Origin of the sequence: Pseudomonas sp. JAI120 (genome assembly GCF_014207255.1) — a bacterium.
GTDB lineage: Bacteria > Pseudomonadota > Gammaproteobacteria > Pseudomonadales > Pseudomonadaceae > Aquipseudomonas.
In genome coordinates this window covers 554,658-568,448 of record NZ_JACHCZ010000001.1, presented here as the reverse complement: position 1 = coordinate 568,448, position 13,791 = coordinate 554,658, and the positions used below count along the sequence as shown (strand labels likewise).

The window sequence follows — 13,791 nt, the reverse complement described above, 5'->3', positions numbered from 1 at the left end:
GTCAGCGGCAAAGGCATTGATCGTTTGAGGCCGAGTAGCAAAATGGTTATGCAGCGGATTGCAAATCCGCCTACGCCGGTTCGATTCCGACCTCGGCCTCCACTCTTAAAAGCCCCGTAGATTAACGTTTACGGGGTTTTTTATTGTCTGCGGTTTGGTCATCGCTTCCGCAATTTTTCGGATGCGCTTCCACATCCCTACCTTTTTTCGGGAAATTTAAGACGCCGTTATCGGTATGCCTCTCCGCGATTGGACGTGGGATTGTGCTCGAGACTAAGGAGCCTGAGCGTCTACCAACGGCCGAGGCTGTGTAAAAACGTATTTGAGCGCGACAGGTACTCAAAACCGGACTGAAAATTGCGCTTCTACGCGAAATCCACATCTGCTGACGTGCCGATAAATTTCAGATTTAACGTAGATGCGCATACTTCAATTTTGGCGACGCGTTTTTACACACTCTGGGCCAAAAGCGGACAGTGATAGAAAAACAAATCTGTCCCCTTTTCGGAAAGAAGATGGCCGAGGTTGTCGGATGTAATTGACAACCTCCGTCATGCGGAGTGGTGTTTTTCGTGTCTCCCAGGCCTGCTGCATATAGTCTTCGGCTCCGCGTTCCAAGCATAATTTTAGGACCCGGAAACGTCCAAGACGAACACATCAATTAGCCCAACTAGCTCTGGCGGGAGCGTCTGTCCGATGCTGGTCTTCAGTTCCGGAGCGGAGTTTATGGTTGTATTTTTTTTGTTTGCGACCAGTTCATCGCCGCCAAACCAGATCACAAGATAAATTCCCTGTTGCTCTGCGTCGGGGTGGATGGAATATCGGTCATACAATTGCGCAGATGCGGCTGTGTATAGTTCTTTATGCCACTGACCTTTTACCTCAACCACAAGCAACCTTCTTTTCCCACCAATGATCTTGGTCGCAGTGAAATCGGTGCGGTTTTCACTTTTCATTTGATGCTCAGAAGTTATTACGATGCCTAATGGTCCGAGTCTGAGACTTAGACGCTCAGCAATGACCTCGGTGGCCTTGACTTCGCCCAAACGCTTACCACCATTGTAAAAGCGGTCTGCTGGATTGAACTCTCCACCGTCTATAGCTTTCTGAAAATCTTGAAGTTCTTGGAGGACGAGTTTGCGTAAGCCCTCGACGTTCACAACAGTGTCGCGATCCAGCAGTTCGATGATTTCTTGAGAAGAAGGCGGTTCAAAATCTCTCAGCGCTTGTTGTCTGACTTTACTGGCTAATAAGCTCTTAAGGTCGTTGTGCATATCTATAAAACGCGCATCGCCCAAAAGACGATTTAAGACAAGGATGGCCTCGCTAGCATCATCTGAGTGTATCAACCAGACTATATCGGTCAAAAAACGATATGCGACCTCCTCGCTAGGACTCCCCGTTCCCCAGTGGCTCGGCAGATGAACTTTAGGCCATTTATCGATAAAAGCGTCGAGAATGGCCTCCACTTTATTTGCCGTAAGTATTGGCCAATAAGAATTTTCGCCGCGATTGAAGCGTCCGGAACGAACATTAAGTGAAAATACTGTATCCCTATCAGATTTGAGCCAATTCCAATATGTGCCACAGGTATCTTTTATAAAATAGAATGCTCGAACGAGCCAGAAGATGCGCTTTCTCTCTACGTATTCATCATCTGTGGGCTCCGGCCAGTCGGACATTATATTTTCGCAACGCTCTGCGATTATTTTTTGAAGATCACTACGATCACCAAACTGAGCCGCAATCTCAAAAAGCGTTTCTAAAGTGCCAATGTCTAACTCAGAGAAGCGCGCAAGCCACTCTATTGAAAGCTCCGCCCGTAGATGGCTGAAAATCTCGTCATCGCTTAAAAGCCAAATATTCGGGTTGCTGCAGCCTTTCTGTGCCAACTGAGGCTCAAGGTACTGACGGAGATAGTGCTCTGCACTCGATGAGTCTGCAAAAATAAGACGATCAATTTCAGACTTTAGAGCGTTGCGTTCTTCTTCGATAACTGAACTGTATGATCGATCAATACTGGTCCGTAGCGCGGTCAATAACCGCAAATCAACACTATCCAAATTACCATCCACACGCATGATCTCTAGGCAAGCTGCTAGTAGGACCATTTCTGCATGCAATATTTCCCCTGCACACTGTAACTGTGCAAATTCTAATAGATTGGGAATTTTTAGCGCGATAAAATCTATACAGTTTCTGAGGGCAGTACAAACTAATGCCGCGTCTCCAACTCGCTCCTCAATCCGATCGGGATTCATAAGAACCAATTCTGCAAAGTAGACAAGGCATTGCCAATCGGCACCGCTTTCTATTAGCTCTCGATTGGCCTGGTAATACTGAATATTTGCTGCACGCCTCTCGTTTCGTTGCCGCTGACGGCGTTTCGCCTTGCGATTCAGGCGCGGCAGTCGAGTGTTCTTTGCCAATTGCGAGTAAGCTCTGTTAGATCGCACCCATTCAACCATGAATTCAGGCTTTTCTAAAGACTGTTCGCGCATGTGTCTTCTTAAGTAGTTTGATCCTACTTCTGTTTTGTAGCGATAGCGTTGATGTGTGGCGATAAAATTAGCCCAAAGCTTGGGATTTTCGAGTTCAAATGCGAGATTCACTATAAACTCGTAATCTTTAGGTTGGAATTGAAGACCTGAGTGAGCATAGAACTCAAATTTCTCTATTTTGGTCTTGAAAATTCTCTCTCTGTCAGTAATCGTTTTGAAAACGTGAGCCATAATCCCTTGGCGCAAGTTATCGTCGCTTTGAAGTATTTTTACAGAAGTACTACCGCTCGCTGCTTGTTGATGATGGTAATTTAAATTTTCGAGCCAGTCCCATACTTTCTCAGGATTAAATGGCGCAGACGCTAATTCAAAATACCTATCTAGCATTAATCCAATAATCTTGCATATACCATCTCGGCAGTAGCAAGCGTAACGCTTTTTACCGCAAACGCAGGTCACTCCTTTAGATAATTCATTTAATAGAGGATTGATCAAATTTAAATCTAAGCTGCCTACAAGTTTTTTGATAAAGTAGCGAGTACCAACTGTCCGTTCTAAACGTTCTTCAGAGGCAGGATATAGTTTCGTACAGGTGCGAAAAAAATTCGACAAGTGAGAAATATCGAATCTTTCAGGACCTATGGTTGTTACGATGTCCGCTACAATCTTAAGCGAAGTTTCGCTAGCCTCAGCAACCAGAATCGATACATCGGCGTGATGATCATGTCCGATCAAATCGAGTAGACATCTGTTGGCCAAAAATCGAGTGCGTTCGCTCTGGCTTGGGTCCAACACGAGCTGACGTAATTCATTTGTCAAATGCGTAATCGCTGGTGATCCCGCCAAAAGTTCGAGGATCAGATCACGTAAGTGCCCATCGTTTCCAGATGCAAGGAGAGGCTTGATTTCCTTCATGACGTCTTGGGTGAAGAAACCTGCAGCACTGAACCGACGCCAAGAATCTCCCCTTCGGAAATACGGATCTCTCTTTTCCACATCTTTTAAGCGCCTTATGAGCAGGCGCTTTGAGGACTGTTCAAGTTGAGAAGGATCGCCGTTCGCTAGTACTGCATAGGGGTCAAGTTCGATTGCTGATTCCTGAATATACTTGTTGCCTAACGCGGCCAACCAACCCAGCAGCCCTCGTAGTTCGTCCCGTACAATGGTGTTTGGAGCGATTATGGGTAGGCATTTATGGATCGTAAGATGGTCCGTCGGATCAGCTATTCGCTTGGCTAGGTAATCCGCAGCACAGTATTCGGCGACGATCTTGTGAACCGGTCGATGCTGATCTGCGCTGTCTCCGGGCTTGAAAAGTCTAGTCGCGAGGATGCCTTCAGCTGCGGTGGTGTTTTCGAACATTGCCGCTAGTAGTGGATAAATTCGGTCTGCTGTCGCTTCGCTCGTTCCTATGCCATCTGCACCTGAAAGCAAAAGCTTGGCGAATACCTCAGACGACAGGTCAACCTTTTGTGCGATCGAAAGGGTATGGCCGGTCTTCGCCACGGTGGCATTCGCCTCCTTTGCTAGGCGCTCGACCGCTTGGGAAAAAATGCTTCGTTTGTCTGTGAAATGTCTGCCACTTTCGATGTAAGCGTCTGCGAACATCTTTAAGAACTGGGGATTGGGTAGTAGTGCTTCTAAATCAAATCGAGTGACTTCCGCTTGGAATGTTGCGAAATCCTCACCCGGCACATGGTGATGAAAAATTTCCCGCTGTTCTTCTTCCTCAAACTCGACCAGCCTCACTAGGAGCGGTGAGCATCCGAAGTACTCTTCGAATGCGCTTGTGGCTGCGGTCCCCCATTCGCTGGATCGGCTCGAGATGATCACGTGCGTTGGCTTTGCTTTACTCGCATTCGCCAGGAGGTCGTGAATACCGGTTTGATCGATTTTAGCTAACTCGTCAAACGCGTCGATCACGAGCGGAGAGTTATCAGCGCCTGGGCCTATACGTTTGAATTTGTTCGCTGTAACGCTAGAAGTGCCCAGCTTCCGGGCCAAACTACGCATTAACTCAGTTTTTCCACCACCTGGTTCGGCCAGAACAACGACGTAACTTGACGTAACTAGAAGCTCATCTTCAGTGTAAGCAACGTCATTGCTGGATATTTTGCGCGGTAAATAAAGAATAGAGCTCATGGGCAGAAGTCTGAAGATGGCGTGCTGAAAGCACCAAAAATCCGGCGCCATTTATTTGAGGGCGAGTCCTTTCAAATGACACATCCTGCTCCGGATATTACGTCATATTATAGGGACAAGCCCTTCGCTCTGTGAGCGACCGCTCCTGGCCGACTGCTGTTGTTCGCGACTGGCGGCTTTTGATTGCCACCGCCTCCCAAGAACAGGCGCAGGTGGCCCGCGAGGCCGACCAAAACCTCACCAGCATTCGCGAACTATCGATCCAGAGCGCGGCAGGCGCCAGTCAGACCCCCGCTGCCTGCAGTGAGATGTCCAACCTGGCAATTGAGTTGAATCACCTGGTGGCGCGCTTTAAGGTCTGACATAGGCAGTTGTTCTTGCCTGAACGTGCGATAGGCAGCCCGTGCAGGCGCCATTTCCTTCTCTTTGAATAGAACGTGGTGCCGTGTCCCTTAACGCGCTCGGAGGGTTTTTCGACGAGTGACGTATCTAGATCAAGGGTTAGGCGGCTTTTAAGGTTGTCACGACCCGTGTTGGCGACTACCCTGAAAATGTTCGTATTGTTACGAACAGTTTCGGTTGTGACCGTTTTCAGGTCACGCTACTTCAGGATGAGGAACGAAAATGTTTTCACACGAAGGTCCCGCGATAGAGCTGATGCTATTCGTCTTTGGTCTGGCGATGCTGCTTTTGGTCGTTTGGTTTTTTCATCATCAATACGAGCGAAAGACGGGGAAGGGCGTAAAAAAACAACATAGTCCTGGCGATAGCCGCTCAACGTAAATCTGCGGTCGAACGACCTGTTCGAGCCAGTCGGCTGCAGCTGGCTCGCGCTATTCACCGACGTAAAGAATTGGGGGCCGACTACGATTTCCGACTCGAGGCCCCCATTCTTGACCGCACTGACCTCAATTTTCAGCACTCAGTCTCGGACCTGCTGATGCGCTGCTCCTTCACTTCACCCGCGTACTTGGCCAGTTTCTCCTGCTGAGTTGTCAGCAACGTACAGACCTTCATCAACGCCACCGCTTCACTCGGCGTCTTGCTGCTGTTTGCCAGGGCTGTCAGTTCAACCACGGACCAGCCAATGACCGCAGCTGCATCTTCCAGGTCGTAAAACAATTCCTGCTGGGCAGTTCTGGGTCCGTCCAGGCCCTGTATCAACTCCTTCATTTCCGTCACTCCGGATTAACTCGCATCAATGAATTGACGTGTATCCACCCCTACACAAACCCTACCAAGACGTTACACGAAACTCGTGACGGACTTCATTGGCGGCGGTCTTACTTTACGTACACCCAACCTTGTAAAGCAGAGAGCGTTGTCATGAAGTTGAATTACCTAACCAAGGCGGCTGTTGTTGTCGCGCTGTTGTCGACCTTGTCGGGCTGCTGGATATTCATGCCGCCGGGCGGTGGCGGGGGTGGTGGCCATGGCGGTGGGGGGCATGGTCAAGGCGGCGGCCCTGGCGGCGGTCCGCGTTAATAGTTAGTCAACGAGAGGCAGGCCATGAACAATGGCCTGCCTCTTTTTTTGCCCGGCTTAAATCCCAGGCAAAGAAAAGCCCGCGATGGGGAGCACGGGCTAAAAGGGATGTTCATTAGGAGCTGGATTCACCATAAGGGGGCGTCTGTGAAAGGTTTGTGAAAGCGCCTGAATTATTTGCGCCTGAAGTGTATGCCTCGATCCGTGCCTGGCTGTACGGGGCGCCGAGGGGCATAACCCACTACTGTCACAGGCATATCACACCGCTCGGATGCCGCACCATGGTCATGTCTACCAGCCTGCTCTCAGCCTTTGTGCTGTTCGCCTTCGTGTCCTCGATCACCCCAGGTCCGAATAACACCATGTTGCTCGCTTCGGGGGTGAACTTCGGGTTTCGCCGCTCGATGCCCCATGCGCTGGGGATCAGTATCGGCTTCATGCTGTTGGTGATTTCGGTCGGCCTGGGCCTGGGCGAAGTGTTCAAGGTGTTCCCGTGGGCCTACACGGTGTTGCGCTACGTGGGCGCGGCGTACTTGCTGTACCTGGCCTGGAAGATCGCCACGGCGGGCGGCCTGTCCGATAGTAGTGATGAACACGGCAAGCCCATGACCTTCCTCGGCGCGGCGGCGTTTCAGTGGGTGAACCCCAAGGCGTGGATCATGGCGCTGGGGGCCATCACCACCTATACGCCCGCTGAGGGCTATGTCACCAACGTGCTGGTGATTGCGCTGGTCTTTGCCGTGGTCAACCTGCCCAGCGTGTGCGTGTGGGTCGGATGTGGCAGCGGCTTGCGTAATGTGCTGCGCGAGCCGCGCTGGTTGAGACTGTTCAATTGGTCAATGGCCGGGCTGTTGGTGCTGTCGCTGTACCCGATGTTGTTTGCCGGCTAGGCGTCAGACCGGCGAGATGGTCGCCAGCAGGCCGATGCCGATGGTCAGCACTAAAAAACCGAACAGGAAAATCGCCATCTTGGTCATACGGCCTCCGAAGGGAAGGGGGTGGGGATGTGGGCTATTGTCCGCCCAGGCGGCATTTCAATACAGGCGCAGATAGCAAAGAAAAAACCGTATCAGATGCGCTTGCGACTGTTCTGCTACGGGCTTTGGGGGGCTGCGATTTTTTCAAGATCAGTGCCTGGGACAACCACGGCTTTTCCCCCTAAGATGGCGCCCATTGCATCAACAATAAAACTGGGCCAACCCTCGATGGAAAGACGTCAGTTCAGCGGTGGCATGAAAGGCAAGAACCTGCGCTACCTCAACGAAACCTCCCAGCCGGCATCGGTCACCCGCGTCGGCTTCCTGCTGCTCGAACACTTCTCCCTGCCTGCCTTCACCCAGACCCTCGACACCGTGGTCACCGCCAACCTGCTGCGTCCTGACCTGTTCGCTTCGCGCACCTACGGTTGTGATGACGGGGAAGTCATCAGCGACCTGGGCCTGGTGATCCGCCCGGATGCGCGTCTCGATGCCCCGGCGCTGCAAGGCTTGGATCTGCTGGTGATCTGCGGCGGCTTTCGCACCGAACTCAAGGCTGGCGACCCCTTGATCCAGCTGCTGCGCACGGCCGCCGAGCAGGGCGTGAGCCTCGCAGGGTTGTGGAACGGCGCATGGTTCCTCGGCCGCGCCGGCCTGCTGCAAGGCTACCGCTGCGCCATCCACCCCGAACACCGCCCGGCCCTGGCGGAAGTGTCCAAGGCCACCCACGTTACCAGCGAACCCTACGTGATCGACCGCGACCGCCTCACCGCGTCGAGCCCCTCCGGTGCCTTCCACATGGCCCTGGACTGGATCAAAAGCTTACACGACAAAGCCCTGGTCGAAGGGATCGAAGACATCCTGGCCTTCGAAGAATCGCGTTATCGGCGGATCAAACCCACCGAAAACGTCAGCGTCAGCGCGCCCCTGCGCGAAGTGGTCAAGCTGATGGACGCCAACCTCGAAGAGCCGCTGGAACTCGACCAACTCGCTGTCTATGCCGGCCGCTCGCGCCGCCAACTGGAGCGCCTGTTCAAGGAACAACTGGGCACCACGCCGCAGCGCTACTACATGGAGCTGCGCGTCACCGAAGCACGCCGGCTGTTGCAGCACACCGAACTGTCACAGGTGGAGGTGCTGGTGGCGTGCGGGTTTGTCTCGCCGAGCCATTTCAGCAAGTGCTACAGCTCGTATTTCGGATATCGCCCCTCCAAGGAGAAGCGGTTGGTCAAGTAAAGTGGCTGCCGCTCCATGCACTCCGGCATGATTTTTCAAGGAGGACCCATGTCTCTTACACGTTTGGATCGTTATCGCGGCAGTTTGCTGGGCTTGGCCTGCGGCGATGCAGTCGGTACCACGGTCGAGTTCATGCCCCGTGGCACCTTTACACCGCTCACCGATATGGTGGGAGGAGGGCCATTCAACCTCAAGCCTGGCCAGTGGACCGACGACACCTCAATGGCGCTGTGCCTGGCCGAAAGTCTGCTGCGCAAAGAGGGGTTTGACGCGGCAGATCAGATGGGCCGCTATCTGAATTGGTGGAAATGGGGCTATTTGAGCTCCACCGGCGACTGCTTCGATATCGGCCTGACCGTTAGCAAAGCGCTCACGGCGTATCAAGACAGTGCAAACCCCTTTTCAGGTTCTACGGATCCGTATTCCGCCGGCAATGGCTCGATGATGCGCCTTGCCCCGGTGGTGTTGTTTTACTTTCCGGACCTTCAACGTATCCGCCATTACGCCGCCGAAAGCTCGCGCACCACCCACGCTGCTCAGGAAGCAATCGAGTGCTGCCTGGTGCTGGCCCAGGCAATCAGCAATGCGCTTGAGGGGGTTTCAAAGGATCAGGTCTTGCAGTTGGCGCAGATGGACCTCGCGACCGCCAAAGTCGCCGCACTTGCGCAGGGCAATTACCTGGAGAAGTCCCGTGACGACATCGTCGGCACTGGCTACGCCGTGGCGTCCCTTGAAGCCGCACTCTGGTGCTTCCACCATACCGACAGCTTTGCGGCGGCAGTGCTGATGGCGGCCAATTTGGGCGATGACGCCGACACCACCGCAGCCATCGTTGGCCAACTGGCCGGTGCGTATTATGGCGCCCAAGCGATTCCTGGCGGCTGGTTGGAAAAGCTGTGGATGCGCGAGGAAATCCAAGGCACGGCGGATGCCCTGTTGGCAGCTTCTACCGGTAATCTCGTTCAGTGAAGCGAGCACCGTCTGCAAAACCATGAAGATCAAATGTGGGAGTTGTCGAGCTCAATTGTGGCGAGCGGGCTTGTCCCGCGTTGGGCTGCGCAGCAGCCCCAAAACCAGGCGCAGAGGAGTGCCTGAGAATCCGCATTCGTCTTGATCAGGGGCGCTTCGCCTCCCCCCACGCGGGACAAGCCCGCTCACTACAAAAAGCACGCGTTTGAAATAGCTTGTGCAAGTTGCTGTGCTTGGACGTGGCGGTTCTTCTCAAAACCTCCCCAGTCGATACGGCCCTAGCGCCGGCAACCCTGAAAGCGCAGGCGCCCCCGACGCCAATTGCCCCACCATCTCCGCCGTCACCGCCGCCTGCGTCAGCCCCAAATGTTGATGCCCGAACGCAAGCAGCACCTTCCCGTCACACTCCCGATCAATAACCGGCAGCGAATCCGGCAGCGACGGTCTGAAACCCATCCACGGTGTCGCATCCTCTGCACTCAGGTCCTCACGAAACAGCCCCTGGCTCAACCGATGCAACTGCCACGCGCGGGCCATGTTCGGTGGGCGGTCGAGGCCGGCGAATTCCACCGTGCCGGCCAGGCGCAGGCCGCCTGCCATCGGCGTCATGATGAACTTGCGTTCCAGGGACGTGACGGCAAACGGCAGGCGTTGCTGTTCATGGGGCAGCATCAGGTGATAGCCCCGTTCGGTGTCCAGCGGGACTTTTTTGCCGGTCAGGGCGGCGGTGAGTCTGGCCGAGTGGGCGCCACAGGCGATCAGGACCTGGCGGGCGGCAAAGGTGCCTTGATCGGTGCTCACGCTGACGCCGTCGCCTTCAACCCGTGCATCCAGCACCTGGCGTTGGAGGAACTGCACGCCATTGGCGTTGGCCGCATCCACCAATTCGCAGACCAACCGGTAAGGGTCGAGGAAGTGCCCTGTACCCGGGAAAAACAGGCCGCCCTGGATCTGCGCGCTCAATTGCGGGGCAACCTCGCGTATGGCATCCCCCGACCAGAAATCCACCGGCACGTTTTGCGCCTGCATGCGGCGTTGCAGCTCATCAATGGCGGTGCGGGAGTTTGTATGTTCGAACACCAGCAGCGAGCCGTCTTCACGCAACAGGTGCCCGCGCTGGATGCTTGCCAGCAAACGCTGCCAGGCGCCGAGGCTCGCTTCATTGAGCGCGCGAATACCCTCCACCGTGCGCTGGTAACTCGCCGGGCGCAGGTTCAGCAGCAGGCGGATGAACCAGGGCAGGGCGCGCGGCAGGTATTTCCAGTCCAGGCGCAGCGGGCCCATGGGGTCCATGAGCATGGCGGGCAAGCGCTTGAGGATCGACAGGTCGGCGATCGGGAACACCTGTTCGGTCGCCAGGTGCCCGGCATTGCCGTAGGAGGCGCCCATGCCGGGTGCCTGCTGGTCGATCACCAGCACTTTCCGGCCCTGGCGCGCCAGCTGCAGGGCGCAGGCAACGCCAATGATGCCGGCTCCGATTACGGCGATATCTGCAGGGTCAGGGTCGTGCATCAGCTACGCCTCTCTTGACCAGTTGGCATACCACTGGCGAAACAGCGCGTACTGGGTTTCTGCGTAACGCCGCTGGGCATCGCTGAGCACGTCGGTCTCGTTGAAGTGCAGGGCGTAGCCCTGGTCGTCGTTGAGCACCATCAGGTGCTTGTAATACAGCACCAGGTCGCAGCCTTCATCGAAGGACGACAGCACCGCCAGCGCCGCTTCCAGTTCCCGCGCCAGGCGCCGGGCCTTGGCATCGCCCTTGGCGGCTTGCTTGCTCAGGGCCACCAGGTGCAGCACTTCGCGGGGCAAGGCATTGCCGACGCCGGTGATCGCGCCCGTGGCGTTGCAGTTGACGAAACCGTGCACCACTTGGGTATCGACGCCGACCATCAGGGTCACGCTGTCGTCCTGGGAGGTGATGTGCTCGGCGGCGTATCGCAGGTCGGCAGCGCCACCGAACTCCTTGAAGCCGATCAGGTTCGGGTGTTCGCGGCGCAGTTCGAAGAACAACTCCGCGCGGGTGGCAAAGCCGTAGTAGGGGCTGTTGTAGATCACCGCCGGCAGGTTGGGCGCGGCCTTGAGGATCGCCGAGAAATGCGCCTTTTGCGCGGTGGCCGAAGCACCACGGGACAGCACGCGTGGGATCACCATCAAGCCATGGGCGCCGACCTTGGCCGCGTGGGCGGCGTGGGCCACCGCCTCGCGGCTGTTCACCGCACCGGTACCGACAATGGTCGGCACGCCGGCCGCCACCAGGCGCGCCACGCCTTCCTGGCGTTCGGCTTCGGTGAGCAACGGCCAGTCGCCCATGGAACCGCAGTACACCACGGCGCTCATGCCGATATCTATCAGCTCGCGGCCCTTGGCGACCAGCGCGTCGAAGTCCGGCTTGCGCGCGGCGGTGCACGGGGTCATCAGCGCGGGGATGCAACCGGTGAAGACGTTATCGCTCATTGTCCTAGCTCCTTGCAGCGTTCAATCAAAAGGGATGGGCTCAGATGCCCCAGGCAAACGGGTCCTGCTCGTCGATCAGCAAGGTGCTGTCGGCGGTCATGTAGGCGCGGCCGGTGATGAAGGGGATGACACGTTGGCCGTCCCATTCATAACGGCCTTCGAAGCGGCTGCCGGTGATGCTGGCCTGTATCCAGGTTTCGCCGGGGCCGAGTTTTCCATCGGCGGCCAGGCACGCCAGCTTGGCGCTGGTGCCGGTGCCGCAGGGTGAGCGGTCGTAGGCTTTGCCGGGGCACATGACGAAGTTGCGGCTGTCGGCGTGGGCATCGTCGGCGAACAGTTCGATATGGTCGATCAGGGCACCGTCTGCGCCGTGGATACCCTGCGCCTCGAGGGCCTTGAGCATCGCCCAGGTGTAGTCGGTGAGGGCGTCGACGTTGTCCATCTCCAGCGCCATGCCGTGCTCGGACACCAGGAAGAACCAGTTGCCGCCCCAGGCAATATCGCCCTGGACTGCGCCGTGGCCCGGTACATCCACCGTCACCTGCTGGCGATAGCGATAGGCAGGCACGTTGCGCAGGGTCACGGCGCCGTCGTCGTGCAAGGTCGCGGCCACCGGCCCCACCGGGGTGTCGAGGGTGTGCACGCCCGGCTGGATGCGCCCCAAGTGGTGCAAAGACGCCACCAGGCCGATGGTGCCGTGGCCGCACATGCCCAGGTAACCGGCGTTGTTGAAGAAGATCACCCCGCAGGTGGCGCCTGGGGTGACGGGCGCGCAGTAGAGCGCGCCGACCAGGACGTCATTGCCACGGGGTTCCAGCAGGCAGGCGCGGCGCCACGGGTCGTGCTCGGTGCGCAGGTTTTCCAACTGGTCGGCAATGCTCGCGCCCTTGAGCGCGGGGAAACCGGTCATCACCAGGCGCGTGGGTTCGCCGCCGGTGTGGGAGTCGATCACATGCAGTCGCTTCATAACGCGCTCCCTCTATGAAGGCTGTGGGGGGCCTTCTTGTGAGTGTATGGATAGGCATGCAGTGGCCCTATCGTGAACGCGCAAGCGCGGCGGCGATTGATGTTTTTTGCTGGCATCGATGACGAATTCAGCACAGTCCGCCCTGCTCGACAGCACCCCGGGCATGGGGCAATCTGCTTGCCATCGAGGTGAACACGGGGAGTGACACTCATGCTTCAAAGCGCGTTTGCGAGCCTTTGCCAAGGGCACGGGGCAAGCCCTCCCCACAGCATCGAGCAGCTATTGGCCGGTGTGGCGCAGCTGCTGCCGATGCTGGATGTGATCCCCAATGCCGCCATCTTCATCAAGGACCTGGATGCCCGTTACGTCCTCGCCAACCGCACCCTGGTGCAGCGCTGCGGCCTCAAGCAGTTGCAACCATTGCTGGGCAAGACCAGCGCCGACGTCTTTCCCGCACAATTGGGGCCGGGCTACACCGAGCAGGATCGGCGCGTGCTCGAGCAGGGCTTTGTGTTGGAGGACCAACTCGAACTGCACCTCTACGGCAGTCGCGAACCCGGCTGGTGCCTCACCCACAAATGGCCGCTGTACAACCACGAAGGCCGCATCATCGGCCTGGCCGGCATCTCGGTCGACCTGCAATCGGCCAGCCAAACCCACCCGGCCTACCAACGCCTGGCCGCCGTGGACGAGCACATCCGCAGGCACTTCAACCGCCGCGTCACCCTCGGCGAACTGACGCGCATCGCCGGGATTTCCGTGGCGCAGCTGGAGCGCTACTGCAAACGCGTGTTCCACCTGACACCCCGGCAGATGATCCAGAAAGTACGCTTGGAACACGCCCATCGGTTATTGCACAGCGACATGCCGATTACCGAAGTCGCGCTGCAGTGCGGCTATACCGACCACAGCGCATTTACGCGGCAGTTCAAGGCGTCGACGGGGTTTACGCCGAGGCAGTATCGGGAAACCTGCTGAACGCCCGAGCCCCCGCTCAGGCAAGCCACATTGCAATGCAACGAATGGCCCGCCGAACCCTCATATGTTCACGAGTAATGTT

At 56.5% G+C, this 13,791-nt stretch carries 10 protein-coding genes, 1 tRNA gene and 1 pseudogene; 7 read left to right on the top strand and 5 right to left on the bottom strand.

Annotation, left to right across the window (positions count from 1 at the left end; all coding sequences use genetic code 11):
* Window positions 1-28: 28 nt before the first annotated feature.
* A tRNA-Cys gene (locus tag HDC32_RS02655) sits at window positions 29-102 on the top strand.
* 524 nt (window positions 103-626) lie between these two features.
* On the opposite strand, the gene HDC32_RS02650 is transcribed toward HDC32_RS02655, so the two are convergent.
* The gene (locus tag HDC32_RS02650; RefSeq protein ID WP_184742375.1) at window positions 627-4,643 is read right to left on the bottom strand and encodes a hypothetical protein; all 4,017 of its coding nucleotides are present in this window, start codon (window positions 4,641-4,643) and stop codon (window positions 627-629) included.
* A gap of 176 nt (window positions 4,644-4,819) precedes the next feature.
* Here HDC32_RS02650 and HDC32_RS02645 point away from each other — a divergent pair.
* Window positions 4,820-5,005: pseudogene (locus HDC32_RS02645) on the top strand (methyl-accepting chemotaxis protein); the annotation flags it as partial.
* A gap of 553 nt (window positions 5,006-5,558) precedes the next feature.
* Here HDC32_RS02645 and HDC32_RS02640 read toward each other — a convergent pair.
* Window positions 5,559-5,816 carry a hypothetical protein gene (locus HDC32_RS02640; RefSeq protein WP_184742373.1) on the bottom strand — a complete coding sequence of 86 codons (258 nt, stop codon included), beginning with the start codon at window positions 5,814-5,816 and terminating at the stop codon, window positions 5,559-5,561.
* 153 nt (window positions 5,817-5,969) lie between these two features.
* Between HDC32_RS02640 and HDC32_RS02635 the strand changes: the two genes are divergently transcribed.
* The 4 genes from HDC32_RS02635 (at window position 5,970) to HDC32_RS02620 (ending at window position 9,310) form a co-directional block, all read left to right on the top strand.
* Window positions 5,970-6,128, top strand: coding sequence for a hypothetical protein (locus HDC32_RS02635; protein WP_167361111.1), 159 nt, complete (start codon window positions 5,970-5,972; stop codon window positions 6,126-6,128).
* A gap of 281 nt (window positions 6,129-6,409) precedes the next feature.
* Window positions 6,410-7,018 carry a LysE family translocator gene (locus HDC32_RS02630; RefSeq protein WP_131696166.1) on the top strand — a complete coding sequence of 203 codons (609 nt, stop codon included), beginning with the start codon at window positions 6,410-6,412 and terminating at the stop codon, window positions 7,016-7,018.
* A 315-nt stretch (window positions 7,019-7,333) separates the two neighbouring features.
* Complete coding sequence (locus tag HDC32_RS02625; protein WP_131696167.1) at window positions 7,334-8,341, top strand: GlxA family transcriptional regulator; 1,008 nt, start codon at window positions 7,334-7,336, stop codon at window positions 8,339-8,341.
* A 48-nt stretch (window positions 8,342-8,389) separates the two neighbouring features.
* Window positions 8,390-9,310, top strand: a complete 921-nt coding sequence (locus HDC32_RS02620) for an ADP-ribosylglycohydrolase family protein (protein WP_184742371.1) — start codon at window positions 8,390-8,392, stop codon at window positions 9,308-9,310.
* Between the two features lie 252 nt (window positions 9,311-9,562).
* On the opposite strand, the gene HDC32_RS02615 is transcribed toward HDC32_RS02620, so the two are convergent.
* The 3 genes from HDC32_RS02615 to HDC32_RS02605 are packed head-to-tail and all read right to left on the bottom strand — an operon-like array spanning window position 9,563 to window position 12,731.
* Complete coding sequence (locus HDC32_RS02615) at window positions 9,563-10,822, bottom strand: FAD-dependent oxidoreductase (RefSeq protein ID WP_184742369.1); 1,260 nt, start codon at window positions 10,820-10,822, stop codon at window positions 9,563-9,565.
* Between the two features lie 3 nt (window positions 10,823-10,825).
* Window positions 10,826-11,764 carry a dihydrodipicolinate synthase family protein gene (locus HDC32_RS02610; protein ID WP_184742367.1) on the bottom strand — a complete coding sequence of 313 codons (939 nt, stop codon included), beginning with the start codon at window positions 11,762-11,764 and terminating at the stop codon, window positions 10,826-10,828.
* A gap of 40 nt (window positions 11,765-11,804) precedes the next feature.
* Entirely contained in the window at window positions 11,805-12,731 is a 927-nt protein-coding gene (locus HDC32_RS02605; RefSeq protein WP_184742365.1) for a 4-hydroxyproline epimerase, read from the bottom strand.
* A 210-nt stretch (window positions 12,732-12,941) separates the two neighbouring features.
* Here HDC32_RS02605 and HDC32_RS02600 point away from each other — a divergent pair, with 210 nt between their 5' ends.
* Complete coding sequence (locus HDC32_RS02600) at window positions 12,942-13,709, top strand: AraC family transcriptional regulator (RefSeq protein ID WP_167656271.1); 768 nt, start codon at window positions 12,942-12,944, stop codon at window positions 13,707-13,709.
* The last annotated feature ends 82 nt before the right edge of the window (window positions 13,710-13,791 follow it).

Bases quoted from the DNA above. Each gene is read 5' to 3' on its own strand.
- HDC32_RS02650 (WP_184742375.1), bottom strand. From the start codon at position 4,643: ATGAGCTCTATTCTTTATTTACCGCGCAAAATATCCAGCAATGACGTT.
- HDC32_RS02640 (WP_184742373.1), bottom strand. From the start codon at position 5,816: ATGAAGGAGTTGATACAGGGCCTGGACGGACCCAGAACTGCCCAGCAG.
- HDC32_RS02635 (WP_167361111.1), top strand. From the start codon at position 5,970: ATGAAGTTGAATTACCTAACCAAGGCGGCTGTTGTTGTCGCGCTGTTG.
- HDC32_RS02630 (WP_131696166.1), top strand. From the start codon at position 6,410: ATGGTCATGTCTACCAGCCTGCTCTCAGCCTTTGTGCTGTTCGCCTTC.
- HDC32_RS02625 (WP_131696167.1), top strand. From the start codon at position 7,334: ATGGAAAGACGTCAGTTCAGCGGTGGCATGAAAGGCAAGAACCTGCGC.
- HDC32_RS02620 (WP_184742371.1), top strand. From the start codon at position 8,390: ATGTCTCTTACACGTTTGGATCGTTATCGCGGCAGTTTGCTGGGCTTG.
- HDC32_RS02615 (WP_184742369.1), bottom strand. From the start codon at position 10,822: ATGCACGACCCTGACCCTGCAGATATCGCCGTAATCGGAGCCGGCATC.
- HDC32_RS02610 (WP_184742367.1), bottom strand. From the start codon at position 11,764: ATGAGCGATAACGTCTTCACCGGTTGCATCCCCGCGCTGATGACCCCG.
- HDC32_RS02605 (WP_184742365.1), bottom strand. From the start codon at position 12,731: ATGAAGCGACTGCATGTGATCGACTCCCACACCGGCGGCGAACCCACG.
- HDC32_RS02600 (WP_167656271.1), top strand. From the start codon at position 12,942: ATGCTTCAAAGCGCGTTTGCGAGCCTTTGCCAAGGGCACGGGGCAAGC.